The sequence below is a fragment of the Caballeronia concitans genome (genome assembly GCF_001544615.1).
GTDB lineage: Bacteria > Pseudomonadota > Gammaproteobacteria > Burkholderiales > Burkholderiaceae > Caballeronia > Caballeronia concitans.
Map to the genome: position 1 here is coordinate 52656 of NZ_FCNV02000008.1, position 23456 is coordinate 76111.

At 61.4% G+C, this 23456-nt stretch carries 21 protein-coding genes and 2 pseudogenes; 12 read left to right on the forward strand and 11 right to left on the reverse strand.

Translation table 11 applies throughout. The annotated features are described in order from the left end of the window. Positions 1-214 precede the first annotated feature (214 nt). The gene (locus tag AWB72_RS18290; protein ID WP_040050572.1) at positions 215-652 is read left to right on the forward strand and encodes a PaaI family thioesterase; all 438 of its coding nucleotides are present in this window, start codon (positions 215-217) and stop codon (positions 650-652) included. A 75-nt stretch (positions 653-727) separates the two neighbouring features. Here the strand turns inward: AWB72_RS18290 and AWB72_RS18295 are convergent, their stop codons facing one another. From AWB72_RS18295 to AWB72_RS18310, 4 genes are read right to left on the reverse strand one after another with little or no spacing between them, the layout of a single operon-like run. Beyond that, positions 728-1576, reverse strand: coding sequence for an ureidoglycolate lyase (locus tag AWB72_RS18295; RefSeq protein WP_040050573.1), 849 nt, complete (start codon positions 1574-1576; stop codon positions 728-730). 55 nt (positions 1577-1631) lie between these two features. Then, positions 1632-2375 (reverse strand): SDR family oxidoreductase, encoded by a 744-nt coding sequence (locus AWB72_RS18300; protein WP_040050574.1) that lies wholly within the window; start codon positions 2373-2375, stop codon positions 1632-1634. Between the two features lie 51 nt (positions 2376-2426). Further along, the gene (locus tag AWB72_RS18305; RefSeq protein WP_040050575.1) at positions 2427-3275 is read right to left on the reverse strand and encodes an amidohydrolase family protein; all 849 of its coding nucleotides are present in this window, start codon (positions 3273-3275) and stop codon (positions 2427-2429) included. Then, on the reverse strand, positions 3272-4321 hold the full coding sequence (locus AWB72_RS18310) for an aldo/keto reductase (RefSeq protein ID WP_040050576.1): 1050 nt from the start codon (positions 4319-4321) through the stop codon (positions 3272-3274). The genes AWB72_RS18305 and AWB72_RS18310 overlap by 4 nt, the downstream gene beginning before the upstream one ends. A 264-nt stretch (positions 4322-4585) precedes the next feature. On the opposite strand from AWB72_RS18310, the gene AWB72_RS18315 reads away from it, so the two are divergent. Both AWB72_RS18315 and AWB72_RS18320 read left to right on the forward strand, forming a co-directional pair. After that, positions 4586-5386 (forward strand): IclR family transcriptional regulator, encoded by an 801-nt coding sequence (locus AWB72_RS18315; RefSeq protein ID WP_040050577.1) that lies wholly within the window; start codon positions 4586-4588, stop codon positions 5384-5386. A gap of 88 nt (positions 5387-5474) precedes the next feature. Further along, on the forward strand, positions 5475-6020 hold the full coding sequence (locus tag AWB72_RS18320) for a hypothetical protein (RefSeq protein ID WP_040050578.1): 546 nt from the start codon (positions 5475-5477) through the stop codon (positions 6018-6020). On the opposite strand, the gene AWB72_RS18325 is transcribed toward AWB72_RS18320, so the two are convergent. Next, complete coding sequence (locus AWB72_RS18325; RefSeq protein ID WP_040050579.1) at positions 6017-8443, reverse strand: bifunctional acetate--CoA ligase family protein/GNAT family N-acetyltransferase; 2427 nt, start codon at positions 8441-8443, stop codon at positions 6017-6019. The two genes, AWB72_RS18320 and AWB72_RS18325, sit on opposite strands and share 4 nt — an antisense overlap. 291 nt (positions 8444-8734) lie before the next feature. On the opposite strand from AWB72_RS18325, the gene parA reads away from it, so the two are divergent. From parA to AWB72_RS18335, 3 genes and pseudogenes are all read left to right on the forward strand, one after another. Next, positions 8735-9397, forward strand: coding sequence for a ParA family partition ATPase (gene parA, locus AWB72_RS18330; protein WP_040050580.1), 663 nt, complete (start codon positions 8735-8737; stop codon positions 9395-9397). A gap of 24 nt (positions 9398-9421) precedes the next feature. Continuing rightward, positions 9422-9527 (forward strand): annotated as a pseudogene (locus AWB72_RS29800) (ParB/RepB/Spo0J family partition protein); the annotation flags it as partial. A gap of 77 nt (positions 9528-9604) precedes the next feature. After that, positions 9605-10486: pseudogene (locus AWB72_RS18335) on the forward strand (ParB/RepB/Spo0J family partition protein); the annotation flags it as partial. A 24-nt stretch (positions 10487-10510) separates the two neighbouring features. Here AWB72_RS18335 and AWB72_RS18340 read toward each other — a convergent pair. Beyond that, positions 10511-11875: a replication initiation protein gene (locus AWB72_RS18340; RefSeq protein ID WP_040050582.1), complete on the reverse strand. Its 1365-nt coding sequence runs from the start codon at positions 11873-11875 to the stop codon at positions 10511-10513. A 1728-nt stretch (positions 11876-13603) separates the two neighbouring features. Between AWB72_RS18340 and AWB72_RS18345 the strand changes: the two genes are divergently transcribed. Then, complete coding sequence (locus AWB72_RS18345; protein WP_040050583.1) at positions 13604-14800, forward strand: DNA-binding protein; 1197 nt, start codon at positions 13604-13606, stop codon at positions 14798-14800. 52 nt (positions 14801-14852) lie between these two features. On the opposite strand, the gene AWB72_RS18350 is transcribed toward AWB72_RS18345, so the two are convergent. After that, entirely contained in the window at positions 14853-15854 is a 1002-nt protein-coding gene (locus AWB72_RS18350; RefSeq protein ID WP_052449877.1) for a tyrosine-type recombinase/integrase, read from the reverse strand. Positions 15855-16219: 365 nt separating this feature from the next. Continuing rightward, entirely contained in the window at positions 16220-16576 is a 357-nt protein-coding gene (locus AWB72_RS18355) for a DUF2471 family protein (protein WP_040050584.1), read from the reverse strand. 254 nt (positions 16577-16830) lie between these two features. Between AWB72_RS18355 and AWB72_RS18360 the strand changes: the two genes are divergently transcribed. Then, positions 16831-17019: a CsbD family protein gene (locus AWB72_RS18360; protein ID WP_040050585.1), complete on the forward strand. Its 189-nt coding sequence runs from the start codon at positions 16831-16833 to the stop codon at positions 17017-17019. A 130-nt stretch (positions 17020-17149) separates the two neighbouring features. On the opposite strand, the gene AWB72_RS18365 is transcribed toward AWB72_RS18360, so the two are convergent. Next, complete coding sequence (locus tag AWB72_RS18365) at positions 17150-17752, reverse strand: helix-turn-helix domain-containing protein (RefSeq protein ID WP_040050586.1); 603 nt, start codon at positions 17750-17752, stop codon at positions 17150-17152. Positions 17753-17887: 135 nt separating this feature from the next. Between AWB72_RS18365 and AWB72_RS18370 the strand changes: the two genes are divergently transcribed. Together AWB72_RS18370 and tdh are read left to right on the forward strand one after the other, a co-directional pair. Next, positions 17888-19090, forward strand: coding sequence for a glycine C-acetyltransferase (locus AWB72_RS18370; protein WP_040050587.1), 1203 nt, complete (start codon positions 17888-17890; stop codon positions 19088-19090). An 88-nt stretch (positions 19091-19178) separates the two neighbouring features. Continuing rightward, positions 19179-20210 carry an L-threonine 3-dehydrogenase gene (gene tdh / locus AWB72_RS18375; protein ID WP_040050588.1) on the forward strand — a complete coding sequence of 344 codons (1032 nt, stop codon included), beginning with the start codon at positions 19179-19181 and terminating at the stop codon, positions 20208-20210. A gap of 111 nt (positions 20211-20321) precedes the next feature. Here the strand turns inward: tdh and AWB72_RS18380 are convergent, their stop codons facing one another. Continuing rightward, positions 20322-20975 carry a YceI family protein gene (locus AWB72_RS18380; protein ID WP_040050589.1) on the reverse strand — a complete coding sequence of 218 codons (654 nt, stop codon included), beginning with the start codon at positions 20973-20975 and terminating at the stop codon, positions 20322-20324. A 169-nt stretch (positions 20976-21144) separates the two neighbouring features. On the opposite strand from AWB72_RS18380, the gene AWB72_RS18385 reads away from it, so the two are divergent. After that, entirely contained in the window at positions 21145-21684 is a 540-nt protein-coding gene (locus AWB72_RS18385) for a hypothetical protein (protein ID WP_374728902.1), read from the forward strand. 383 nt (positions 21685-22067) lie between these two features. Next, on the forward strand, positions 22068-22385 hold the full coding sequence (locus AWB72_RS18390; RefSeq protein ID WP_040050590.1) for a hypothetical protein: 318 nt from the start codon (positions 22068-22070) through the stop codon (positions 22383-22385). A gap of 101 nt (positions 22386-22486) precedes the next feature. Here AWB72_RS18390 and AWB72_RS18395 read toward each other — a convergent pair whose 3' ends face one another. Beyond that, on the reverse strand, positions 22487-23416 hold the full coding sequence (locus AWB72_RS18395; RefSeq protein WP_087128441.1) for a LysR family transcriptional regulator: 930 nt from the start codon (positions 23414-23416) through the stop codon (positions 22487-22489). Between the last annotated feature and the right edge of the window lie 40 nt (positions 23417-23456).

The following is a 23456-nucleotide window of genomic DNA, read 5'->3' on the forward strand; positions in this document are numbered from 1 at the left end:
ACGGCAGCGTCAACGTCGATCTTGAATCGCTTGCCGCGAAGCCTGTCTATGCGTTTGGCGGCCCGTTTTGTCGCCCGTTACGCCGATGATCGGCATTGCACGCGCGCACCGAAACGCGTCATTGCAGGAATTCCGCCGAACTTGCTTGCACAGCGCGCGAACGCTATCTATTGTCTTTGCAGTACGGTGCCGAACCCACCCAAGGAGTGTCCGAATGGCCGAAATCGTCGATATCGCGCGCGGTGCGCTGAATGCGCAACCGTTCAGCGCCTTGCTCGGAACCAAGCTGATGCAGGTCGACTCAGCGAGTCTCACGCTGTGTCTGCCGATCCGCGACGAGCTGAGGCAGCAGCACGGCTTCGTACATGGCGGTGTGGTGAGTTATCTGGTCGACAACGCGCTGACGTTCGCGGGCGCGCTGCGGCTCGGGCCGAAGGTGGTGACGGGGGAATACAAGATCAATCATCTGCGTCCGGCGGTGAGCGGCACGCTGATGGCCCGAGCGCGCGTCGTGCATGCAAGCATGACGCAGGCAACGTGTCAGTGCGATGTCTTCGTCACCGATGGCAACGCCGAGCGGCTCGTCGCGGTCGCGCAGGGAACGGTCGCGCGCATCGGCGATACGGCGGTCGAGGCGTTTTACAACGCCTGAATATTGCATCGCCGCTTTGCACGTGAAAAAGCCTCGCCGCGTGGCGAGGCTTTTCGTTCGTGCGCCTTGCTTCTGTTACTTCGCCGCGACGGTCTTCTGCTGCTGCTCGCCGAGACCCTGAATGCCGAGGCGCATCGTCTGCCCGGCCTTCAGATACACCGGGCTCGGCTTCACGCCCATGCCGACGCCCGGCGGCGTGCCCGTCGAGATGACGTCGCCCGGCTGTAGGCTCATCACCTTCGACAGATACGCGACCAGTTGCGCGACGGTGAAGACCATCGTCTTCGTGTTGCCGTTCTGGTAGCGCTTGCCGTCCACTTCGAGCCACAGATCGAGCTTCTGCGGGTCTGCGATTTCGTCCTTCGTGACGAGCCACGGACCGATCGGGCCGAACGTGTCGAAGCCCTTGCCCTTGTCCCACTGCGTGCCGTGTTCGAGCTGCCATTCGCGCTCGGAGACATCGTTGATCACGCAATACCCGGCGACGTAATCGAGCGCGTTGGCTTCATCGACATACTTCGCTTCCTTGCCGATCACGACGCCCAGTTCGACTTCCCAGTCGGTCTTCGTCGATGCGCGCGGAATTTCCACGTCATCGTTCGGGCCGCAGATGGCGCTCGTCCATTTGCCGAAGATGACCGGCTCGGTCGGTACCGGCAGGTTCGATTCGGCGGCGTGATCCGCGTAGTTCAGGCCGATGCACACGAACTTGCCCACGCGCGCGACACACGGCCCGATGCGCGGATTGCCCTCGACCACCGGCAGCGACGCCGGATCGGCCGCGCGCACTTTCGCCAGGCCAGCTTCGGTCAGCGTCGCGCCGGCGATGTCGTCCACGACCGACGAGAGGTCGCGAATCTGGCCATCCGCGTCGAGAAGACCCGGCTTTTCCTGACCCTTCGGGCCGTAACGAAGCAGCTTCATCTGGTTTGATCCTCTATTTCTGCAGCAAGTTGAAAAGCGATGCGCGGTCGGCCCGTTAGTTGGACCAGCCGCCATCGATGATGTGAATCTGACCCGTCGTGAACGACGACTCATCGGACCCGAGATACAGCGCGAGCGCCGCGATTTCATCGGCCCGGCCGACGCGTCCCATCGGCTGGCGCGCGACGAACGCCGCCTGCACCTGATCGACGCTCGCGCCCTGCGCCTTCGCCTGCTCCGCGATGCGCTCCTTCAGCGACGGCGACTCCACCGTGCCCGGACAGATCGCGTTGCAGCGAATGCCGCGCGTGACGAAATCGGCCGCGACGGACTTCGTCAAGCCGATCACCGCGGCCTTCGACGCGCCGTACACGAAGCGGTTCGGCACGCCCTTCACGCTGGACGCCGCCGACGACATGTTGATGATCGAGCCGCCGCCCTTTTCCAGCATCGCCGGAAGGAACGCGCGAATCGTGCGGTACATCGCCTTCGCGTTGAGGTCGAAGGCGAAGTCCCAGTCGTCCTCGCTCGCTTCGAGAATCGAGCCGGCGTGGACGTAGCCCGCGCAGTTGAACAGCACGTCGACCGGGCCGACTTCCTTGGCGAGATCGTTGATCGCCTGGGCGTCACGCACATCCAGCTTGCGCGCTTCGAACGGCTTGCCGTCGAGCGATTCGATGCGGATGTCCGTCGCGATCACGCGCGCGCCCTGCGCCGCGAACATCTCCGCCGTCGCGAGGCCGATGCCCTGTCCCGCCGCCGTGATCAGCGCGGTCTTGCCTGCCAGTCTTTGTACCATCCACTGCTCCAGTCGAAGTTGTTTTTGAGACATGCCGGGTATAGGGCGACACTAAAGTCGGTAGAACGCACGGGCGTTCGCGCCGAAAATCGCCTCTTGCCCGGCTTTTTCGAGATGCGCGATGAGGCGCGTCGCGGCGGCGTGCCAGCCAGTGTAGTCGCCGTTGAGATTCAGTACCGGCCAATCGCTGCCCCACATCAGCCTTTCCACGCCGAAGTGCGCGACGAGATGTTCGACGTAAGGTTGCAGCGTCGCGTCGGTCCAGTTCGCCGATGCTTCCGTGGCAAGGCCCGACAGCTTGCAATAGAGCTTTTGCGGCAACGCGGCGAGTTGCGCGATGCCGTCCGCCCACGGTTGCCACGCGGTGTCGACGCCGTCGCGGATCGGCGGCTTCGCGCCATGATCGACGACGATCCTGAGCTTCGGATACCGCCGCACGAACTCGATCAGCGACGGAACATGCCGCGCGAAGATCAGCGCGTCGAAGGCGAGATCGCGTTCGATCAGGCGCTCGATCGCATCGGCACGCGGGGCGTGGGCGATCCACGTATCGTCGGGCAAGTCCTGCAGCATCGGGCGAACGCCCTTGAACTTCGGATCGCGCGCGAATTCGTCGATGATTTTTAGTGCGTCGACGGAATCGAGCGGAATCCAGCCGACAACGCCCGCGATGGAATCGTCGTCGCGCGCAAGACGCAGCAGATAGCGCGTCTCGTCGACGGTCGGCGCGGCTTGCACGACGACGGTCCGCGCGACACCGGTGGCTTGTCGCAGCGGCGCGAGATCGTCCGGACCGAATTCGCGATAAAGCGACGGCATGTCCGGCGTGAGCCAGCCATAGTCGCCGCGCGCAGGGTCCCAGTAGTGCTGATGCGCGTCGATCGTGTCGGCGGCGCTCATTGCGGCACCGGCGCGTTTGCGTGAAGCAAGCCTTCCGCGCGCAACGCATCCCATAACGCGGACGGGATCGGCGTCGCGAACGATGCCGCGTTTTCGCGCACTTCGTCGGGATTGCGCGCGCCCATCAGCACGGTCGCCACGACTTTATGCGCATAAGGAAACTGGAGCGCGGCGCTCGACAACGCAACGCCATGTTCGCGACACACGCGCTCCAGCTTGCCGACGCGCTCAACGATTTCCTTCGGCGCATCGCCGTAGTTGAACTTGAGGTCACCGTGCGCGTTGGCATCGAGACCGCGCGCAAGAATGCCGGAATTGAACGCGCCGCCGAGCAGGATGCTCACACCGCGTTTTTCGCACTCGGGCAACAAGTCGTCGAGCGGATTTTGTTCGAGCAACGTGTAGCGGCCGGCGAGCAGGGCGCAGTCAATGTCGTATTCGGCCATCGCTTCCATGACCGCCGCGCTTTCGTTCACGCCGAGGCCGACCGCTTTCACGCCACGCGATTGCTTCAGTTCGTCGAGCGCGCGAAAGCCGCCTTCATCGGTCAGTTGCCGCCAGTAACGCGCGTTCTTTTCGCCGTGCGTGTAGCGGCCGATGTCGTGGATCAGCACGATATCGATGTCAATCATGCCGAGCCGCTGCTGGCTGTCCTCGAAAGAGCGGAGGATGCCGTCGTAGGTGTAGTCGTAGATCGCCTGAAAGGGCAACGGATTCGCCCAGCCTTCGCTGCCGTCGTCGGGCGTCGTGCGCGGCACGAAGCGACGGCCCACTTTGGTCGAGAGCACGAAGTCGGCGCGTGGATAACGCCGCAGCGCATCGCCCAGACGATGCTCGGCCTTCGTGTGGCCGTAGTGCGGCGCGGTATCGAAGAAGCGCATGCCTGCGCGCCACGCGGCATCGACGGTCGCGCGCGCTTCTTCTTCAGTCAGCTCGTGATAAAGGCCGCCGAGCGGCGCGGTGCCGAGGGACAGCGCCGTCACTTCGAGCGACGTGCGCCCGATCTTGCGTCGACGTAAAACGACCTCCTGCGATTCTGCGCTCATGTGCAAACCTCGGTCGATTGATGCGGTGGCGTTCGGCGAAGCCGATGCGGTGGCGTCTACTGCGGCGTGACCATCGTGACAAAGCGTGCGTCATCGTCGGCGCGCGCTACGAGGGAAACCATCGATGCAACGGTTTATCAATGAACGTATTATTCATATTCGCACAAACCGAAGTCAAGAATTGTGGCGGACACCGCCGTCGGTGATTTCCCTAGAAGCCGTCGCCCGGCGACGTCGAACGTATTCCTCGAACTCCGCGCCTTCATGAATCGACGCACGCTCACCGCCGTTGACGCAGACGACAACGACGCCGAACGCTACCGCGCGCCCGCGCTCGACAAAGGGCTCGACATCCTCGAACTGCTGTCGGAGCAAAAGTCCGCGCTCACGCGCGCCGAAATCACGAAGCGGCTCGGGCGCAATGCGAGCGAGATGTATCGGATGCTCGAGCGGCTCGTCGCGCGGCAGTACGTCGTGCGCTCGCCGGAAGGCGACCGCTACTCGCTGAGCCTGAAGCTGTATGCGCTCGCGCATCGGCATCCGCCGACCGAGCGGCTAATCGCGGAAGCGCTGCCCGTGATGCAGCGGTTCGCCGATGCCGCCGAGCAATCCGTGCATCTCGCCGTCTACGATCGCGGCAATCTGCTCGTCATCGCGCAAGTGGACGGGCCGGGAACGTGGGGCATTTCGGTGCGGCTCGGGTCGCGCGTCGGCCTGATCGACACCGGATCGGGCCGCATCATGCTCGCGTTTCAGACCGACGAGCAGCGCGAACACATGCTCGCGGAGCACACAAAGGTGAAAGGCGAACTCGCGGTCGATCACGCAGTGCTCGAAGCCGAGCATCGGCGCGTCCGCGAACTCGGCTACTGGAAGAAGGACAGTCAGCAAACGTTCGGCGTCGTCGATGTCGCGTTTCCGCTGCTCGGGCCGTCCGGCCAGGCGATTGCGGCGCTCACGTGTCCATATATGCGACGCATCGACGATTACGTGGCGCCTTCCGTGGAAGACGTGACCGCCTTGCTCAAAGATGCCGCCGCTGCGCTCTCGATGACGCGCGACTGATCGGCGGACGCCTCGCGTTAGAATGGCGGCCCTCTCAAAAAGGCGGCCTGCGCGAATGCGGGCCGCCGCTCCATCTCACGCATTGCTCATGGCGAAACTTCTTTCCGATTCCGAATTCCAGCGTTTTTCCGAACTTCAGCAAAAGCAGGCGAGCTTCACGATCACATCCGATGAAGCCGACGAACTTCGCGATATCGTCGCGCGTGCGCAGAAGAAGCGCGACGACCGCGCGGCCGCCATGCAGGCGATCGAAGCGCATATCGCGCAATTCGACATCAGTCCCGACGAGCTATTCTCGCCCGAGCAAATCGGCGACGCGGCGCGGACCTACGGACTGATTCCCGCTGCGAAGAAGGAGCGCACGCTGCCGCCGCAACTGACGCACAACGGCAAGCCGTATCAGTGGACGTCGCGCTCGCTGCCCGATGAAATCCGCGAGCCGTTGTTCGAGGCGTTCACGGCGGGACAGTCGGTGAAGGCGTTCATCGCGACACCGAAGGACGCCTCGCGCTGCGCGCTGACCATCGCCCGGCTGGAACGGGAAACGGGAAGTTCGTATGCCGAAGCATTGCTGGAAGAGCTGTCGTTGTCGCGCGCACAGGTCGACGACGCGCTCGCCAAGCTGTCGGCCTAACTCCGCGCGTTTTCCGGTGGCTGTGCCGGCGCACCGCACAGCCGCATCCTGAATCCGACGACGCCGGGATCTTCCGTCTTCGTCAATTCAAAACCAGCCTTGCGCGCCAGCGCGATCATGCCGGCGTTCTCGCGCAGCGCCTCGCCGATCATCCATCGCGTCCCGCGTTTTCGCTCGTAATCGATGAGCCGCGAGAGCAGCAGCCATCCCAGTCCTTGCCCTTTCATGTCCGAGCGCGCGGCGAGCGCGAATTCGGCAGTCTCATTGTCCGGATCGGCGATCGCGCGGGCGACGCCGAGCGTCTCGTGCGTTCCGTCGTCTTTCTGACGCGTGACGATCAGCGCCATTTCGCGGTCGTAATCGATCTGCGTCATCCGCGCCAGCTGTGAATGATCGAAGCTGCGCACCGCGCCGAAAAAGCGCAAACGCAAATCTTCGGCGGTATTCGCGGCGACGAACGCGCGATGCGCGTCCTCGTCTTCCGGGCGTATCGGCCGGACCGTGATGCGCATGCCGCGCCAGTCGAGCGTCTCTTCCATCGCCCGCGGATACGGCACGATCGCGAGTGGCTTGCGATGCGCGCCGAGCGTGAGTTGCGGTTCGTGCACGGCGACGGAGTCGCGCGTAACGCGAATGGTCAGCCGCAGCGCGACGATTTCATCGATATAGCAAACGAGTTGCGACAGCGCCGTCAGCGTATCCAGCAACCTCTCCGCCGGCAATTCCCGCGCACGCGGCAAGCGCGCAATGAGGTCGCGCGCGAGCACGGGATTAAGCGGCGGCAGCGCGAATTCATGAAGCGCATCGGCAAGGCCCAGCGCGCCCGCAGTCTTGAATTCGAACACAGGGCCGAAGACGCGGTGATTCAGAAGGCGCGTATCGACGTGGATCGCATCACTGGAAAGCGAGTCGGTCGGTCCCGGCTCCACCGTGAGACCGAAGCGCGATAACACTCGAGCCGCGCGCTCACCGTTCAGTTCGGCGATACCGTTTTCGAGCGCGATGCGAATCTCGCTCTGCGCATCGTCGATGTCTTTCGGCACGTCCGCAGGAAGGCCGTCGGGTGTCTGCATGAGCAACTCACGGCCCTCTCTGAAATCGACGAGACGCGCGAAGCCGCGCGCGAGGCGATGCGGCGTCGTGTGAACGGGAATGCCGTTGGCGTGCAACTCGTCGCGGGTAGCGGCATCGACGCAACCGAAGAAGCACGCGAGCAAGCCGCGGTAAGCATGCCGCCGCTCGGCAATCAGCGTGCGCGCGACATCGGCGACGGGCGCGCTGTGCGTCGGCGCATGCACGATGAACACGGTCCCGGTCTCGCGATGCGGCGCGAGCGCTTCCAGCGCAGCGCCGAAATCCGCAGGCGATGCATCATCGCCGAGCAGGAGCGGATTTCCCGTTACAGCGCGAGGCAGCGCGGCGGCAACGGCGTCGCGTACATCGACGGACCACGGCGCGAAACCATCGCCGGCGGCGCTGAATGCGTCCATCGTCAACGCACCGACGCCGCGATCGCTCGTGACGACAGTCGCGACATCGCCCGTTGCCACCCGGCCTATACCGAGCGTTTCGATCTCATCGAGCAGGTCGTCAAGCGAATCGACGCGAACGAGACCTGCGCGGCGGAAAGCGGCGCCGTAAAGGCGGTCGAAGGGATCGTCACGGCCCGTGCGCAAAACGAGGACGGGCTTGTTCCTCGCAGCCGCGCGCGCGGCGGACATGAACTTGCGCGCGGACGTGATCTCTTCGACCGCAAGCAGGATCGCTCGCGTCGATGCGTCGCTCGCCAAGTAGTCGAGAACATCGCCGGAGTCGACATCGGCTTCATCGCCCAACGCGACGATCCGCGAAAAGCCGAGCCCTCGCGCCCTCGCCCAGCCGAGCACACCGTTTGTCAATGCGTTGGAACCGGAGACCCAAGCAACGCCACCGGGCTTGACGTTGCATGAAGGCGCGCCGAGGCACGCATTAATCGACGGCGACACGACACCGAGACTCGCCGGACCGACGATGCGCAGAAGAAAAGGTCGCGCAGCGGCGAGGGTGCGTGCGGTCCATTCGTCGCTGTCGCTGGACGCGGAACGCTTATGCCGATGACGGCTTTCGCGGCGACGGGCCTCGCCCACGATGACCACTGCTTTCGTCCCGCGCCGGCCCAGTTGTTCGACGAGCGATGGCCACGTCTGCGGCCGCGTGCATATCACGGCGACCGCCGGCGACTCGGGTAACTGACTGATATCGGCAAAGACCCGCTCCGCGCCAAGGAACTCGTGTCTGGGGTTCACCGGCCACACCGGGCCGGCGAAACCCGCGCAAAGCATGCGCGTCCAGACCATTTCACCGATGGTGCCTGGGCGTGACGATGCGCCGATCACTGCGATCGATTTCGGGGCGAACAGGATGTCAAGGTTGCGTACGGTCATCAGCGGCGCTTCACGAAGTTATGCGTCACCGATAAGGATAGGCGATGTTCCCCCGCAGGCGGGTGCGGTGGGGTCAAAGTCTTGTGGTTTGAGGCGGGCGGTGGAGACTTTATGCGCATAAAGGCAGCCGCAACGCGGGCGCAAAGCCGCCGCGAGTTCACCCGGCTTTATGCGCATAAAGCCGCTGCCGTCCTCTGCCGAATGGCTAACGCGTTAAGGTTTCTACAACAACGACTAGATATATTTCCGTCGCAATGTAGAATTCAAACGCAATCAATTTCGGAGTCTACTGTGGCGGCGGAAATCATAGCGATCACGCAGCAGAAGGGCGGCGTGGGCAAGAGCACCATCGCCATGCATCTTGGCGCGGCCCTTCACGAAAAGAAGAAGCGCGTGCTCGTGGTCGATGCGGATGGTCAGAACACACTGATTCATTGGTCCAGCGCGGCGTCGGACGACAACAACGGTATCCCGTTCCCGGTCGTCAATCTCTCCGAAGCAGGCGGGCAAATTCACCGAGAGATCAAGAAATTCGTCAACGACTACGACATCATCGTCGTCGATTGTCCGCCGTCCATCACAGAAAAGGTGTCAGGCGTCGTGCTGCTTGCGGCGAGCATCGCGGTGATTCCGACGTCGTCGTCGCCGGCTGATTACTGGTCGAGCGTCGGACTAGTGAAACTCGTGCAGCAAGCTCAAGTCATGAACGAAGACTTGCGCGCCGTTTTCCTGCTCAACAAGACAGAAGAGAAGCGGATGCTGACGCGTGAACTCAAGGTCGCGCTCGAAGAACTCGGCTTTCCACTGCTCAAGACCCAGATCCCGACACGGGAGTGCTACAAGCAGGCGATGGCCCTCGGCCAAACTGTCCTGCAGATGAGCGACCGGGGTGCACGATTGGCTGCGGCAGAGATACGCGCGTGTGCCGACGAAATCCTCGCCATGCTCCCGTGACTTTATGCGCATAAAGGACCCTGAATGAAACCGTCGCAGTTTGCCAAGGGCTTCAAAGCCCGTCCCGATACGACCAGCAGCGAGAAGCGGACTGCGCTGGATCGATTGAATGCGATCGATGGCATCGTCGACATACAGCACGCCTCCCAGACCGCCACCAACGGTCGCTCAAGCGCGTTCGCCGCAGATGAGCAGGCCGAAGCGGTTGCGGGGCCGGAGTCCGAGGAATATCGCGCCTGGCGCCGGGCTAACCGATATACCGCGGGGCAGATCATCGAGTTGCCGTTGAAGGCCATTAAGCCGAGTCCGTTCAACCCGCGCCATTTCTATCTCAAGGCATCGATTGCCGAATTGGCCGTGAACCTCGCGAAGCAAGGTCAGCAGCAGGCAATTCATGTCATTCCCGATTACGTGAATCCGGGCATGTTCTTCGTGAGCGACGGTGGCCGCCGTGTGCGTGCGTTGAAGGAGGCGAACAAGGAGACAGTCAAGGCAGTGGTGGTCGATCTGCCGGTGGGCATCGAAAGCTACAAGCTGGGTTACGACCTCAACGTTCAACGGGACTCGCAGACGGTGTTCGACAACGCCGTCGTTTGGAGACGCTTTCTCGATGAACAGCATTTCCAGAGTCAGCGTGAACTCGCGGATCACCTAGGACTCGACGAATCGACGATCGCGGTCGCTTTGTCGATCGCCAAGCTGCCCGAGAACGTCATGCAGGAGATGGTGGCGCGGCCCGACCGATTCGGCTCGAACATGGCGTACCAGATCTCGCGATACCACACCGCGCGCGGAAGCGATGCCACGCTGCGTCTCATCAACAAGATCACTTCCGACGATCTGAGCACGCGCCAAGTCGCCGATATCGTGAAAGGACGCGCCAGCGCGCAGGAAGCACCGAAACCCGCCGGACGCCAGCGTTATGCTCAGCGCCTCGAGATCAAGCTGGATGGCATCTCCGTCGGCGATCTCAAATCTTACGGGGAAGATAGACTCGAACTGCGGTTGCGCGGACTTTCACGGGAGAGACGCGATGAACTGCTGCATCAAATAGAAGCGATGCTTCGGCCGGACGGCTCGAAAAGTTGATCTGCCGGACGCGCGCGGTCTGCGTTAGGCCGCGCGTGACTGGCTCAGCGTGAACGATAACAAATCGCCGTCGGTCGGCTCGCCCCACGTTTTGCGAGCGAGCCAATCGAAAAAGGACGTTTCTGCCAACTTCGAATCGAGGCCACGCTTGCGCCAGTCATCGCGCATGTGAGCGCCCAACTCCGGCAGCACGGTTTCTTCGAAGCTCTGCCGCGCCAGTTCCCGTTCTTCCTCACCTTGCTCGTCGTACAGCGCACGAGCCTCCTTCCGCCGATACGCGGAGAATTCGCTCAGCAAGCGCGCCTTGAGATCATCGGCACCTGACGCACCGGTCGCTCCGACGCGAGCCGGCGCACCGTTTGCGGCAGTCGGCAGAGCCTCGACGGGCGGAGCGTAACCTTTCTTCAGCGCGTCCTTGAAGAGCGCTGCGGCGCTGCGCACGGCCGGGAGTGTGGTGCTACGCATCCGCTGCTCCGTCATTTGCAGCGCGGCGCGAATGCGGTTTTCCTCGCTGTCGGCGTAAAGCGTCTGGGCTTCCTTGAGCGGAATGCCGATTTTCACCATCCGGTCCACGAGCGTACTGTCGAAGACGTTCGGATGCTCGTCGAGCGCGAGCATTGGCTGCTTGCGCTCAGTCACGCGGAACTGAATTTCGGCGACGCGTCGCCCCTCCCGATGCTCCACCAGTTCGACGAAGATATTCGTCACCGCATTGACTTCGGCGATCGCCGGGCGCAGGTAATCTCGCTTGAAGTATTTGTACTCGCGCTTGGCTTCGTCGCCGGCTTCCGTATCGGGCGTTCCCGACAGAATGGGCCGCCACCACTCCCACGTCTCGCGCATCGTCAAATGGCTGGGGTTCGTCAGATAACGCACGCAGATCTCGTAGAGCGCCAAACCGGCGCTGCTTCGCAACTGGCTTTGAAACTGGAGGCTCAGGCGCGCATACTGCACCGGGTCGAGCAGCTTCTTCTTGATCTTCGGCGCGAATGAGAATTCGACCCAAACGCGGCGCGTCGTCGGATCTTCGAGGATTTCAGCGTCAGCAATCAGCGTCGAGATGCCCCATTTGCGCCCCGGCTTTTGGCTTGAGGTGCCGGTGCTCCACTCGACCTGCACGGACACCATCCGTCGCAAATGCTCTTTGACGAGGGCGGTATCGTTGGAATCGAACGCCGAATTGGCCACGATATCCGAGAGCAGCGCACGGTAGGTATCGCCCGACTCATCAGCTTGTTGCGCGACCGCAAGCAAAACGTTGAAGAGCTTGCGAGTTAGCAGCGTGATCTTCCCGCTCTTGGGCTGAATGGCAATGGCTTCGACAGCTTTGCGCAATTCGGCCGAGCTAGGGCTGACTACGTCAGTTTTCTTGGCGCGCTTGGTAGCCATGCGTCTAGGAGGAACGAGATTGCGAGAAGGATACCGGGTGTGGTGAAGCGCGTAAACGGCCAAGTATTCACCATTTCACGGTGACCGGCACGAGTGGACCGCCGCTCACTGCAGTGCGTTCCCGTAAAGCCTCACCGCTCACCGACGCAGCCCGACCTATATCGCCAAAGCCCACGCGGGTTAACGGTTTGCGGCGTTTACCGCGCTCGATTCTTGGGCAAGATTGTCTTCCCGAAAAGTCTCACCACGAAAAATTTAGGAGCGGTTTTCCGTGTTGTGCAGCGGATACACAGCTTTCACGGACCTTTATGGCAGCGTTATTGCAGCGGATGGACTCGCCATCGAGCCTCGTTTTGAAGCCTGATTTCCTAGTCCGCGCCTCGCCTCCTGCAAAACCTCACCTATGGATCCGGACTTTATCGTCGAGCCGCCGCGCCGTCGCCTTGACACGGCTTATTCTCGCCGCTCGAATCTCCTGCAAATCCTCACCTTGGCCTTAGCATTTGTGCATTTGCATGTCCCGAAGAGCCTCACCGCTGCACTCCCGGAAAGCCTCACCTTCTCCGGATTACCCTGTAAAACATCGACAAAACAATGGGTTAGTGCTCTGCATTTCGGCGGTCCGATCGCAATTGCTCCCGAAAATCCTCACCGATAGACTAAGGCGGCGACGAACATCTCCCGAACAAGCTCACCTTATTGCCGCTGCAGGCCAGAAAGCACCACGGCTAACCCGGTTTGAGGGCTAGCCAGCGTTGCGTTCGACGCAGCACCAGCCTGTCCAGGCGAGCCGATTCCCGAAAAGACTCACCATTCGCTCAGCCCCGACGGCCTTCCGCCTCATGTTGCGTCATCCGAGCTCCCGAAAGCTCTCACCTATCATCACTGACCGAGCTATTCGGGGACCCGAAAACCGATGGCGCAAGCCATCGGTAGCGACCTGCTCCTGAATAAACTCACCGCAACACCGAAAAGCCGCCCAGAGACGCGCTAGTCGTAGCCAACATCCTGAAAAATCTCACCGCGGCGCAGCTACTTCACCTGAAAAGCCTCACCGTCGGGCAAAATTGACCAAGATGGAGCACAAAGTTGGGACCGATTTATATTCCCGAACAAGCTCACCTTTGATGTTCCGCGCCATTCATACGAGGTCAAGCGCTACAAGGACGGCTGCCATTGCGTGTTCCTGCGTTAGCTCACCTACTTCAATTCGTGTCGCCCTGAATCCGCTCACCATGTCTCCCGGTTCTCCTCACGCAACGTCCCGAAGGCCGTCACCGCTCCATCCCGTACCGCCTCACCATTGGTCCCGCAGCATCTCACCTTGTCCCTCGCAGAGCCTTACTGCATAAGGCTTTCGCGAAGCGTTAACTGTTTTCAACAAGGTTCAAAGGTGTTTACTTTTATTACTCTCAAGGGAGCCTACGAGTACTCGCTACCAAAGCAAGAAGCTGGAACACCAAATCGCCGCGAAGTGCTGAAGCCCATGAGACCGTGTGACCGTGGAACAGCGTCCACAAGCCTTAGAATCTGAAAATCCACGTCAAAACAATAACTTAATTGCAGTTTCTTCGCGCGTTCCACGAAAATCAGCTATAACAGCTAGTCAGGGACGTCTAACCGCGCGGGTTTCGCCCGTATGATGCGTCTCGCCGACGCCCGGTCGCCGTTTCGTTTTCTTCATAACGTAAAGCGTTATGATTGATACATTTCACGCTGTCCAACACTATGGATCGACATATCCGCGACTCATTGCGCCAGGAACTGGAGACGATGCGGGCCACAGGCGCGCGCCGACAGGACCTGTCTCAGCACGCCTGCAAGCGCCTATTTTTCGATTTAGGCATCCGCCCTTCGGTCACGACTGTCCGCGAATTGACGCAAACAGGCAGCGCCAGCGATATTCCCCGCGACATCGAATCTTTCTGGGAGACAGTCCGCTCGACGTTGCGCGTGCGCGTCGAGGCCGGCGCGATTCCGGAAGCGCTACAGCAGCGGGCAGGCGAGTTGCTTGCCGAACTTTTCGCTGAAGCGCGCCAACATGCCGACGCCGCCCTCGGGGCTGATCGGGCACGGGTCGACGCGAGCATCCAGTCTGCGCAGGCGGCCACCCGCGATGCCGAGGTCCGGTGCCAGGCGATCGAACAAGCGCATCGCCGCGCCGAAGCACGTGCGGAGGCTGCCGTCGCGCGAATTGCATCCCTGGAGGCGGAACTTCGGACGCTGCAGGCTCGCCGGACCGATGCGCAGAATGACTCGCGCGACGTCATCGCGCGGCTCGAGGCGGAAAATCAGGCACTTTCGGAGCGGCTGACACGCGACCAGACCGACGCGGCGCGGCTTCGCGACCGTATCGACGAGTTGCAGAGCGAGCTGCGTCGCAACACGGAGCATTACGCTCAGCAAATCAAGGACGCGGTGAAGGATGCGGAGCGTCGCGTCAAGCCGATGCTCGTCGAACTCGACGCGCTGCGGGGCATGGCGGCGACATATCAGGCTCAAGCTCGCGAGGTGGGGCAAAAGGAATTCGATTTTATTCAACAACTTAGTGCGGCCCGAAATCGTGCCGATCGACTCGAATCGCAGGTACGCGAGCAGTCCGACGAGATCGATGCACTCACGCGCGAACGCGATGCGCACCGGGTCCGCGCAGGCATGAGTCAAGAGGTCGGCGGCCTGATCGCATCGCTCGTGGCGGAAGGACGCCTGACCGCGAGCGAGATTGCTGCGCTCGGCACGCAAGTCGACGCCTACGTTGTCGCGCCGCGAGACTGCCCGGCATGTGAAAGTGCCGAGCCCGAACTGCAGCGGCACGAGGACGAATACGAATTATCGTGTCCGAATTGCGAGCGAAGTTCGGGCGCGGTGACATCCAAACTGGCGGCGGTTCGGGCGTTCTTGAAAACGACGGGCGCGCCCACCTGATCGGCGCCGAGAAACTCGCATTTTTGCTTCCTACCGCCAAAGGTGAGCGTTTTCAGGACCCGGCGTCGTCCGCGCCGGCCCGTGCCCGCGCGACATCCCGCTCCCGTATTTGCTCACCCATCCACTCCTGCCATGCCCGGTGCAGGCGATGGACGGAAATGGACTGCTGAAAGCCCAGCCATTGGCCGACGCGCTCCGGGTCCGTGCCGTCGTCGAACAACTCGGCGGCGTAGGTGTTGCGAAGCGTCTGCGGACTCGCTCGTGCGATTCGCGATGCCGCGATGCCCGACGCCGCGACGACAGCGTCGACGGCGCGCAGCATCGTCGCCTTGTGCATCGGACGTCCGGACGGCGCGGCGGGGAACAGGAGTTCGCCCGCGAGGCCGACCGCCTTTCGCTCCGCGATCCAGCCGTCGAGCAACTCGACCGCGAACGGCGCAAGCCGCGCCTGGCGGATCAACAGCGGGTTCGATGCATCCACCGTGACGTACGGCGCACCGGCCGCGTAACAATCGACGGTGAGTTGCGCCGCCTCGCCCGTTTTCACCCCCGCCCCGAGGAACGCTGCGACGAGCGCGCGATCGCGGCGCTCGCGCCAGCGCTGACCGGCCGGCAACGCGCCGAGCGGCGAAAACAAATGCGCGATCAACAACGCGCGCTCATCGTGCGTCAAAAATCCGGTCGGCTCATTGTCGCGGGCCTTGCGCCAGGCGGCATCGCCGTCCTGTGCTATGAAGCGCGCCGGATTCGTCGCCGCTGATTCGACCTCGCGCACGTGATCCAGCACGCGTTCGATCAATCGCAGATACCGCATGCGCTGTGGCCGCCGAATATCGAGCTGTGAGACAAACTGCTCGATCACCGGGCGCTGCACCGTATGCAACGTCGTGCGCTTCGCGGTCAGCCATTCGAGAAAGTTTCCCCATTGCGCGCGATACACATCGGCCGACGATGCCCGAAACTGCTGCTGGGCAAGCCAGGCGTCGAAGGCGGCGCGCGGATCGGATTGCCAGTCGGCGCGGTGTTGGTCGAAGAGATCGGAAGTGTTCGGCATGATGTTCGTTAGCGTCTGATGTCGCCGTATCGCGTCCGGGAAAGAGTCAGGCTTCATGCGGCCCACGTCAAGAGTACAGAAGCGGTCAAATGTGTCGAAGTGTTCGCGCGACTGTCTTGTCGTGTACGCAGCCGGTTGCCTACTGTCTGGAGCAAGGACGATGATCGGCCTCGACGGAGATACAACGAGGAACAATGGACGGACGGTCCGCGACGCATGCGGCCGTGAGAAGAACGGCGTGCAAAGGGACGCGCGGCTCGGCAGCGCGCGTCGCGCACCGACGCCGACGTAGCTGCGCACTTCGCGTCTCGACATCGCCAAGAGCGCAACTCGGGCTTACTGAAGCCAGTGTAGGCTTCGACTCATCAGCGGGCTGCGAAGGAACGCGGTGGCTGGCCTTGCCGTGCGGCGCGTTCGTAGGCATCCACCGCGAACGCAAACACGGCCGGTAATGCGTCGGACGCAGCGATGTCGACAACGTCATCCGTTTCCGGGAAATGGAAATTGTCAGGTCTCGCAAAGAGTTCACGCAACGCGGCCTCGTGGCGGCCGGCGAAGCCCAGGTCTGCGACGGCTTCGGCTTCGATCGCGTGCAAAAGACGCCAAGTGAGCGGGACGCCTTTCTCGATGTATCGCCCTGCGATTTGTCGAGTGATGCGTTCGAGATCGCGAACCGCGCGCTCGAACTGCTTCTTGCTGAGATGCTCGCCATTCGACTCCATGTTCACTCCTTCTAGCGGTCTCCGAATACTGTATAAATATACAGTATCGACTCCGATGAAAATAGCGTCGTCCTGTTCAACTTCGATGTATGTGCGATTCCGCCTACGCGCGATTCAGACATGCGCCGCTACGCGCATGCAGTCGAGTAGCGCATTCTGAAGGCATGCTTTAAGCGACATCTCGCGCTCACCGCGCGAGGAATCTCAACGAAGCACTGCGCGATTTCGAGCGCAAAACCTTAAGGAGATCCAGCATGAATAAGGACCAAGTTGAAGGCGTCGGCAAGCAGGTTAAGGGGAAGATCAACGAAGTGGTCGGCAATGCGACCAACGATCCGGCGCAGGAAGCCAAAGGTGACATGCAACAGGCTGCCGGCAAGATCCAGAAGGGCGCGGGCGATGTCCGCGAGGACGTGAAGGACAGCGTTAAGAAGAACCCGTAACGGGTCAGCGACGCCGCATAAACGCGGTAATTAAACGGGACGCCATGCGCGTCCCGTTTTTACTTGGCGGCGGCGGCACGCCGACTTGATGCGCATAAAGTTCCGGACGGTCTACCGTTACCGCAGCCTCTCAACCGTGAATGACCACGAGCAGCGCTTTGGCTTCAGACCGTCCCGCGTTGCGAATGGCATGGCCCTGATCGGCTGCATAGCGCGCGGTCTCGCCGGCCTTCAACCGGCGAGTAGCGCTGGACGCCTCCACTTCGATGATGCCATTCAGCACCGTCAGATGCTCTTTTGTACCCGGTTCGTGCGCGTTTGACCGCAGCGACGCACCTGCCTGTAACGTCAGTTCATACCACTCGAATTTGCCCGCGAGTTCAATTGGCCCCCAGACGCGCAATTGATATCCACCGTTGTCGCCGCTTAGCGTCGGGATCTCGTGCGGCCCGGAGACGCGAATCGCCTCGACCGGTCTTTGCTGCGCAAACAATTGATCGAGGCTGATGCCGAGCGCGTTCGTCAGCCGCCACGCGACCGCTATCGTCGGGTTCGCCTTATCTCGCTCGATTTCCGACAGCATCGACTTGGATACACCCGCAGCGCGCGACAAGTCATCGAGCGTCAGCTTTCGTTCGTTGCGCAGTTTCTGAATCTGCTCGCCGACGCGTGGCGGCACCGATGCCGAAACCGGTGATTCTCCTGTCGCTATTTCCGGGCGCACGCTTGCCATGACTCTCTCAATCCCTTACAGTGTTCGACATACTGGAATGCAGTTCGAAATATCGAACGTGTCCAATGCGATGCATGGACTATAACAGGGCTAAAGGCCTCTTTGTTGGCCGCTCAAATCAAAAGGAAAGTGCCGATGAACAAGCGATACCTGACTCATTTGCGCACGACGATCGACGAGATCCGCGCGGCCGGCTTTTACAAGACGGAGCGGGTGATTGCGAGTCCGCAATCGTCGGCAATCCGGCTCGCGAGCGGCGCGGGCGTCCTCAACTTCTGCGCGAACAACTATCTCGGTCTTGCCGATGATGCGCGTCTTATCGAGGCGGCGAAGGCGGGGCTGGATGCTGACGGTTTCGGCATGGCATCGGTGCGTTTTATCTGCGGGACGCAGACTGTACACAAGTCACTGGAAGGAGCGATTGCGCAGTTTCTTCAGACTGACGACGCGATCCTTTATTCGAGTTGCTTCGACGCAAACGGCGGCCTATTCGAAACGCTACTGACCGAAGAGGACGCCATCATCAGCGACGAGCTGAACCACGCAAGCATCATCGACGGTGTTCGTCTCTCCAAGGCGCAACGTCTGCGCTACAAGAACAATGATCTGGCCGACCTCGAGACGCGGCTGAAGGAAGCCGATGCCGCAGGTGCGCGGTTCAAGCTGATCGCGACGGATGGCGTGTTTTCGATGGACGGCATCATCGCCAATCTTGCTGGCATCTGCGATCTCGCCGACCGTTATGACGCGCTGGTGATGGTCGACGACTCGCACGCCGTCGGGTTCATAGGCGAGAACGGACGCGGCACGCCGGAGCATTGCAGCGTGCTGGATCGCGTCGACATCATCACCGGCACACTCGGGAAAGCGCTGGGCGGCGCTTCGGGCGGATACATCGCGGCTAGCAAGGAGATTGTCGAACTCTTGCGTCAGCGCAGCCGGCCCTACCTTTTCTCAAACACGCTTGCGCCGAGCATCGCGGCCGCATCTCTAGAAGTGCTCGAACTACTCGCCAGCGATGAAGGCGCCGCCTTGCGAATCCGCGTCCGTGAGAACGGCGCGCGTTTCCGGAAAGCGATGACTTCGCTCGGCTTCGACCTCGTTCCCGGTGAACACCCGATTATTCCGGTAATGCTCGGCGACGCGCAGCTTGCGTCGAGGATGGCCGACGCCCTGCTCGACGAAGGCGTGTACGTGATCGGCTTCTCATACCCGGTGGTGCCAAAGGGACGCGCGCGCATCCGCACTCAGATGAGCGCCGCGCACACGCCGGAACAGATCGACCGCGCCGTGGATGCGTTCGCGCGCGTCGGCCGGTCGCTTGGCGTGATCCGATGAGGCGCCCCGGAATTGCGCCGGCTTTATGCGCATAAAGCCGGCCCCGGACCACCAACAGCCCAGCGATCAACCCTCAGGATCACATGCAATGAAAGCTCTCGCAAAACTCGAACGCGCCCCGGGTCTCACGTTGACCGAGGTAAAGCGTCCGGAAGTCGGCCACAACGACGTTCTCATCCGCATCCGCAAGACCGCAATTTGCGGCACGGACATTCATATCTGGAAATGGGACGACTGGGCCCAAAAGACGATTCCAGTCCCGATGCATGTCGGCCACGAGTACGTCGGCGAGATCGTTGAAATGGGACAGGAGGTGCGCGGCTTTGCGATTGGCGATCGCGTGTCCGGCGAAGGCCACATCACGTGCGGCTTCTGCCGCAACTGTCGCGCCGGTCGGCGGCATTTGTGTCGCAACACCGTTGGGGTCGGCGTTAATCGTGAAGGCGCGTTTGCCGAATACCTCGTCATACCCGCGTTCAACGCGTTCAAGATTCCGCCCGACATTTCCGACGACCTCGCCGCCATCTTCGATCCGTTCGGCAACGCGACGCACACCGCGCTGTCGTTCAACCTCGTCGGAGAGGACGTGCTGATTACCGGAGCGGGACCGATCGGCGTGATGGCGGCAGCCATTGCGCGGCACGTGGGCGCGCGCAACGTGGTAATCACGGATGTCAACGATTATCGACTCGACCTCGCGCTCAAGATGGGCGCGACGCGCGCAGTCAACGTCACGCGAGAAAACCTGCGCGACGTCATGCACGAACTCGGCATGACGGAGGGCTTCGATGTCGGCCTCGAAATGTCGGGCGTGCCGAGCGCGTTCACGTCGATGCTCGAATCGATGAACCACGGCGGCAAGGTCGCGCTGCTCGGCATTCCTCCCGCGCAGACCGCGATCGACTGGAATCAGGTCATCTTCAAGGGGCTCGAGATCAAAGGCATTTACGGCCGTGAAATGTTCGAGACCTGGTACAAGATGGTGGCGATGCTGCAGAGTGGACTCGATTTATCGCCGATCCTGACGCACACCTTTCCCGTGGACAATTATCAGCGCGCCTTCGACACGATGCTCTCGGGCAACAGCGGCAAGGTCGTGCTCGACTGGACGGGTGCTTAGTCCCCAAGCTCGGCGTGCGGTCCCGGGGGAACGCTGCGGACAGTGTGCCGCCCATGCGCTCGCGTAGGCAACCGCCCGAGCGTCGCCACGTGCTGACGACCCGCGACGTTCTCATTCCTGCACTTTAGCGAATTCCGCCTGAATCGCGACATGCACGTCGTCGCCCACGGCCGGGTACCAGGTCGTCAAGCCGAACTGCGCGCGGCTGAAGTGGCCATCGGCGGAAAAGCCTAACGTCTCCTGCTTCGTAAGGGGATTCACTGCATGGCCGTTGAAAGTGACGTCCAGCGTAACCGGACGCGTCCTGCCTCGAATCGTGAGGTCGCCGCTGAGCCTGCCCCGGTCGTCGCCCGTGCGCTCGAAGCCCCTGCTCACGAACTCGATGTTCGGATAACGGGCGACGTCGAACATATCCGGTCCCTTCAGCATCCGATCAAGCAGCGGCACGTTTGTGTTGACGCTCGACGCGTCGAGCGTCGCGCGCACCGCGCTGCCTTCCATGCCACGAGCACTCCAATCGAGCTGCGCCGTCGCCTTGTCGAAGCGGATGACGAAGCGCGAATAGTGGAAATGATCGACGTCGAAGCTGACGTTCCAATGATGCGGATCGAGCGTGTAGCGCCCCGCCGGTACGCTCGACTCGCTGGCGGACACGCGATGCGTCACCACTTGCAGCGGCGTGCACCCTGCCAACGCGGCACTCAGCAGCGCCACCGACGCGAGCGAATTTACAGCGAGCTTTGAGACGAAGTTCTTCGATTTCATCGCGCTAAACCTCGGATGCCATGTGCGAGTTTGCCAAATTTCGCCGAGAAATCGACGAAAGGCAGTAACGAAAGTCACGTTCGTTTCGCAAGCTCACACGAAAATCACGCGATCGGTTAGAGTTCGCCTCGACCTTCATCTCAAAAAAAGGCGCCATGCCATGCGGGCGATGGTGGACACACTTATGCGCTTTGGGCCGTTTCGTAGTGGATCGACTCGCCTTCGGGCCATCATGGCAGCGTCGATCACGTCTGCTGCGCTGTCGTGGACGCCTTCCGCCGACGCTGCGCTTTGCTCCGACGGACTCTGGGTCGATGCAATGATCGGCTCGCACCATGTTCATCCCGACAAGCACTTCGAGCAATTCAATCCGGGCATCGGCGTCGAATGCTGGGTCGCGCCGCAGTGGGCCCTGACCGCGGGCTATTTTCGCAATTCGCTATCGAAGCCGTCCTTCTACGGCGGCGGCGTGTGGGCGCCCGAATTCCTGCATTGGGGCTTTATCCGGCTGGCCGCGATGGGTGGACTCATTTCCGGCTACGACTACGGCCGCTGGGGCATCGGGCACGATCATATGGTCGGGCCGGTGGCGGCGCCGCTCGTGATGATGTCGTATAAGCGGATCGGGGCGAACATTATTTTGATCCCGCCGATTCCGTCGAGCGATCTTCCATTTACCATCGGATTTCAGATCAAAGTTGGGTTCTAGCGATGGCTCGAGCGCCATAAGTTAGCCAGTCCCGAAAAAGCTCACCTATCGAAATGGGGCAGCAGTCGCGACGCGTAGATCTGCGCATCGAGACCAAGCGTTCACAGCCGCATACCATCGAACGCTTGAATCACTTCGGCATACTGAATAAAACATGACGTCAACCTCCGTTGAATCTGAACCACGCGCTCGACGCTTCGTCCGAACATCGACGGCCCAAGCGTCACACCGGCGAGGGACCCAAACAATCTGCAAGCTTACAAATCATCAGCGCTACACCACCGTGAAAAAAGTCAGAAGATTGCCGGCACGATCGTTGCGACGCTCACGTTAAGCAGGCGGCGAACGCCTGCTGTTCCGGTCAGTTCAAAGGAGGCACGATCATGAGTAAGGCAACAAGCGCGATGATCGCGGCGGTCGCCGCACTCACGCTGTCGGGCGGTGCTTATGCGCAGGCCGGCGGCGGTGCGAACGGCGGCGGTACGGCAGGAAGTACCGCGAGCCCGTCGAATCAAGTCAACAACCCTTCAGGCGGATACGGCACGCCGGGCATGACCCATTCCGACAGCGGCATGTCGGGTACGGGTAGCAAGTCGGGTTTGCCGAGCAGCAATAGTGGCGATGCCACAACCAGCGCGCCCCCGACGAGTAACAACACGCTGGCGACGCCGAGCGTGAAGTCGCCGGCCTCCAGCCAATAAGGCTTCCAAAGCGTGAAAAATCAAGGACCACTGCCTCACGGCGGTGGTCTTTTGCAAAAACGTAGACTCACGATTGAATAAGCATCCCGAATCAAAACAGATCAATCACCCATCCGCTCGCTCAACAACGCGATAAATCGCTCCGCCATCGGCGAAAGCACACCGCTTCGTCGCGTGACGATGCCGAACGTCTGCGACGGCGACCGCAAACTCACCGGCAGAATCCTCAGCATCTTGTGCTCTGCAAACATCTCCGCGATATCCGTCGGTAGCAACGAAGCCAGATCCTTGCTCTGATTCAACAACGCGACAGTTACGAACGTCGATGCCGTGGAGATTGTGTTCGGCGGCATGTTCATGCCCGCCAGATCCATCTCCCGTTCGAGCAACGCACGCAACGGCATATGACTCGGATACGTCACCCAGCGGCAATGAGCAAGATCGCCGAATTCGATCGGGCCTCGAGATTTGGTCGAATGCCGATATCCCACGACCACGGATAGCGGTTCATCCGCGAGCTTCACGTATCGATACTTCGAAGGCTGTGCGCTCACCGCCGATCTGCCGATCACGAGATCGAGGCGGCCTTCATCGAGTTGCAGAAGCATGCGCGCGCTCGTGTCTTCGACGATTTCAATCGACACGTTCGGCAGTTCCGCATGCAGCGCCTCCAATGCAGGGACCACGATTGCCGGTATCGCGCCCATGATGGCGCCGATCGCAAGCCGCCCGCCGCGCCCCGATTGAATCTCGCTGATGTCCTGACAGAGCAGCGTGAGATCCGTCGTCAACAGCCGCGCATATTGAATAACGCGCCGGCCATATTGGTTCGGAATCATCCCGCTTGCGGACCGCTCGAAAAGCTCTGCCTCGAACATCGTTTCCAGTTCGTGCAGTGCCTTGCTTGCCGCCGATTGCGTGATCGCCATGACCGCCGCGGCCTTGTGCAGCGACTTGTGCTCGTCGAGCGCGATCAGCAGTTGCAGCTGCTTTATTCTGAGCCTCGACAGCAGCGTCTGGACGGTGTTCATCGGCAAGTAGAAAAAGTGATCGGGGGATGGAAACAATTCA

Coding starts and splice junctions, on each gene's coding strand:
- AWB72_RS18290 (WP_040050572.1), top strand. CDS start 215: ATGGCCGAAATCGTCGATATCGCGCGCGGTGCGCTGAATGCGCAACCG.
- AWB72_RS18295 (WP_040050573.1), bottom strand. CDS start 1,576: ATGAAGCTGCTTCGTTACGGCCCGAAGGGTCAGGAAAAGCCGGGTCTT.
- AWB72_RS18300 (WP_040050574.1), bottom strand. CDS start 2,375: ATGGTACAAAGACTGGCAGGCAAGACCGCGCTGATCACGGCGGCGGGA.
- AWB72_RS18305 (WP_040050575.1), bottom strand. CDS start 3,275: ATGAGCGCCGCCGACACGATCGACGCGCATCAGCACTACTGGGACCCT.
- AWB72_RS18310 (WP_040050576.1), bottom strand. CDS start 4,321: ATGAGCGCAGAATCGCAGGAGGTCGTTTTACGTCGACGCAAGATCGGG.
- AWB72_RS18315 (WP_040050577.1), top strand. CDS start 4,586: ATGAATCGACGCACGCTCACCGCCGTTGACGCAGACGACAACGACGCC.
- AWB72_RS18320 (WP_040050578.1), top strand. CDS start 5,475: ATGGCGAAACTTCTTTCCGATTCCGAATTCCAGCGTTTTTCCGAACTT.
- AWB72_RS18325 (WP_040050579.1), bottom strand. CDS start 8,443: ATGACCGTACGCAACCTTGACATCCTGTTCGCCCCGAAATCGATCGCA.
- AWB72_RS18340 (WP_040050582.1), bottom strand. CDS start 11,875: ATGGCTACCAAGCGCGCCAAGAAAACTGACGTAGTCAGCCCTAGCTCG.
- AWB72_RS18345 (WP_040050583.1), top strand. CDS start 13,604: ATGGATCGACATATCCGCGACTCATTGCGCCAGGAACTGGAGACGATG.
- AWB72_RS18350 (WP_052449877.1), bottom strand. CDS start 15,854: ATGCCGAACACTTCCGATCTCTTCGACCAACACCGCGCCGACTGGCAA.
- AWB72_RS18355 (WP_040050584.1), bottom strand. CDS start 16,576: ATGGAGTCGAATGGCGAGCATCTCAGCAAGAAGCAGTTCGAGCGCGCG.
- AWB72_RS18360 (WP_040050585.1), top strand. CDS start 16,831: ATGAATAAGGACCAAGTTGAAGGCGTCGGCAAGCAGGTTAAGGGGAAG.
- AWB72_RS18365 (WP_040050586.1), bottom strand. CDS start 17,752: ATGGCAAGCGTGCGCCCGGAAATAGCGACAGGAGAATCACCGGTTTCG.
- AWB72_RS18370 (WP_040050587.1), top strand. CDS start 17,888: ATGAACAAGCGATACCTGACTCATTTGCGCACGACGATCGACGAGATC.
- tdh (WP_040050588.1), top strand. CDS start 19,179: ATGAAAGCTCTCGCAAAACTCGAACGCGCCCCGGGTCTCACGTTGACC.
- AWB72_RS18380 (WP_040050589.1), bottom strand. CDS start 20,975: ATGAAATCGAAGAACTTCGTCTCAAAGCTCGCTGTAAATTCGCTCGCG.
- AWB72_RS18385 (WP_374728902.1), top strand. CDS start 21,145: ATGGTGGACACACTTATGCGCTTTGGGCCGTTTCGTAGTGGATCGACT.
- AWB72_RS18390 (WP_040050590.1), top strand. CDS start 22,068: ATGAGTAAGGCAACAAGCGCGATGATCGCGGCGGTCGCCGCACTCACG.
- AWB72_RS18395 (WP_087128441.1), bottom strand. CDS start 23,416: ATGAACACCGTCCAGACGCTGCTGTCGAGGCTCAGAATAAAGCAGCTG.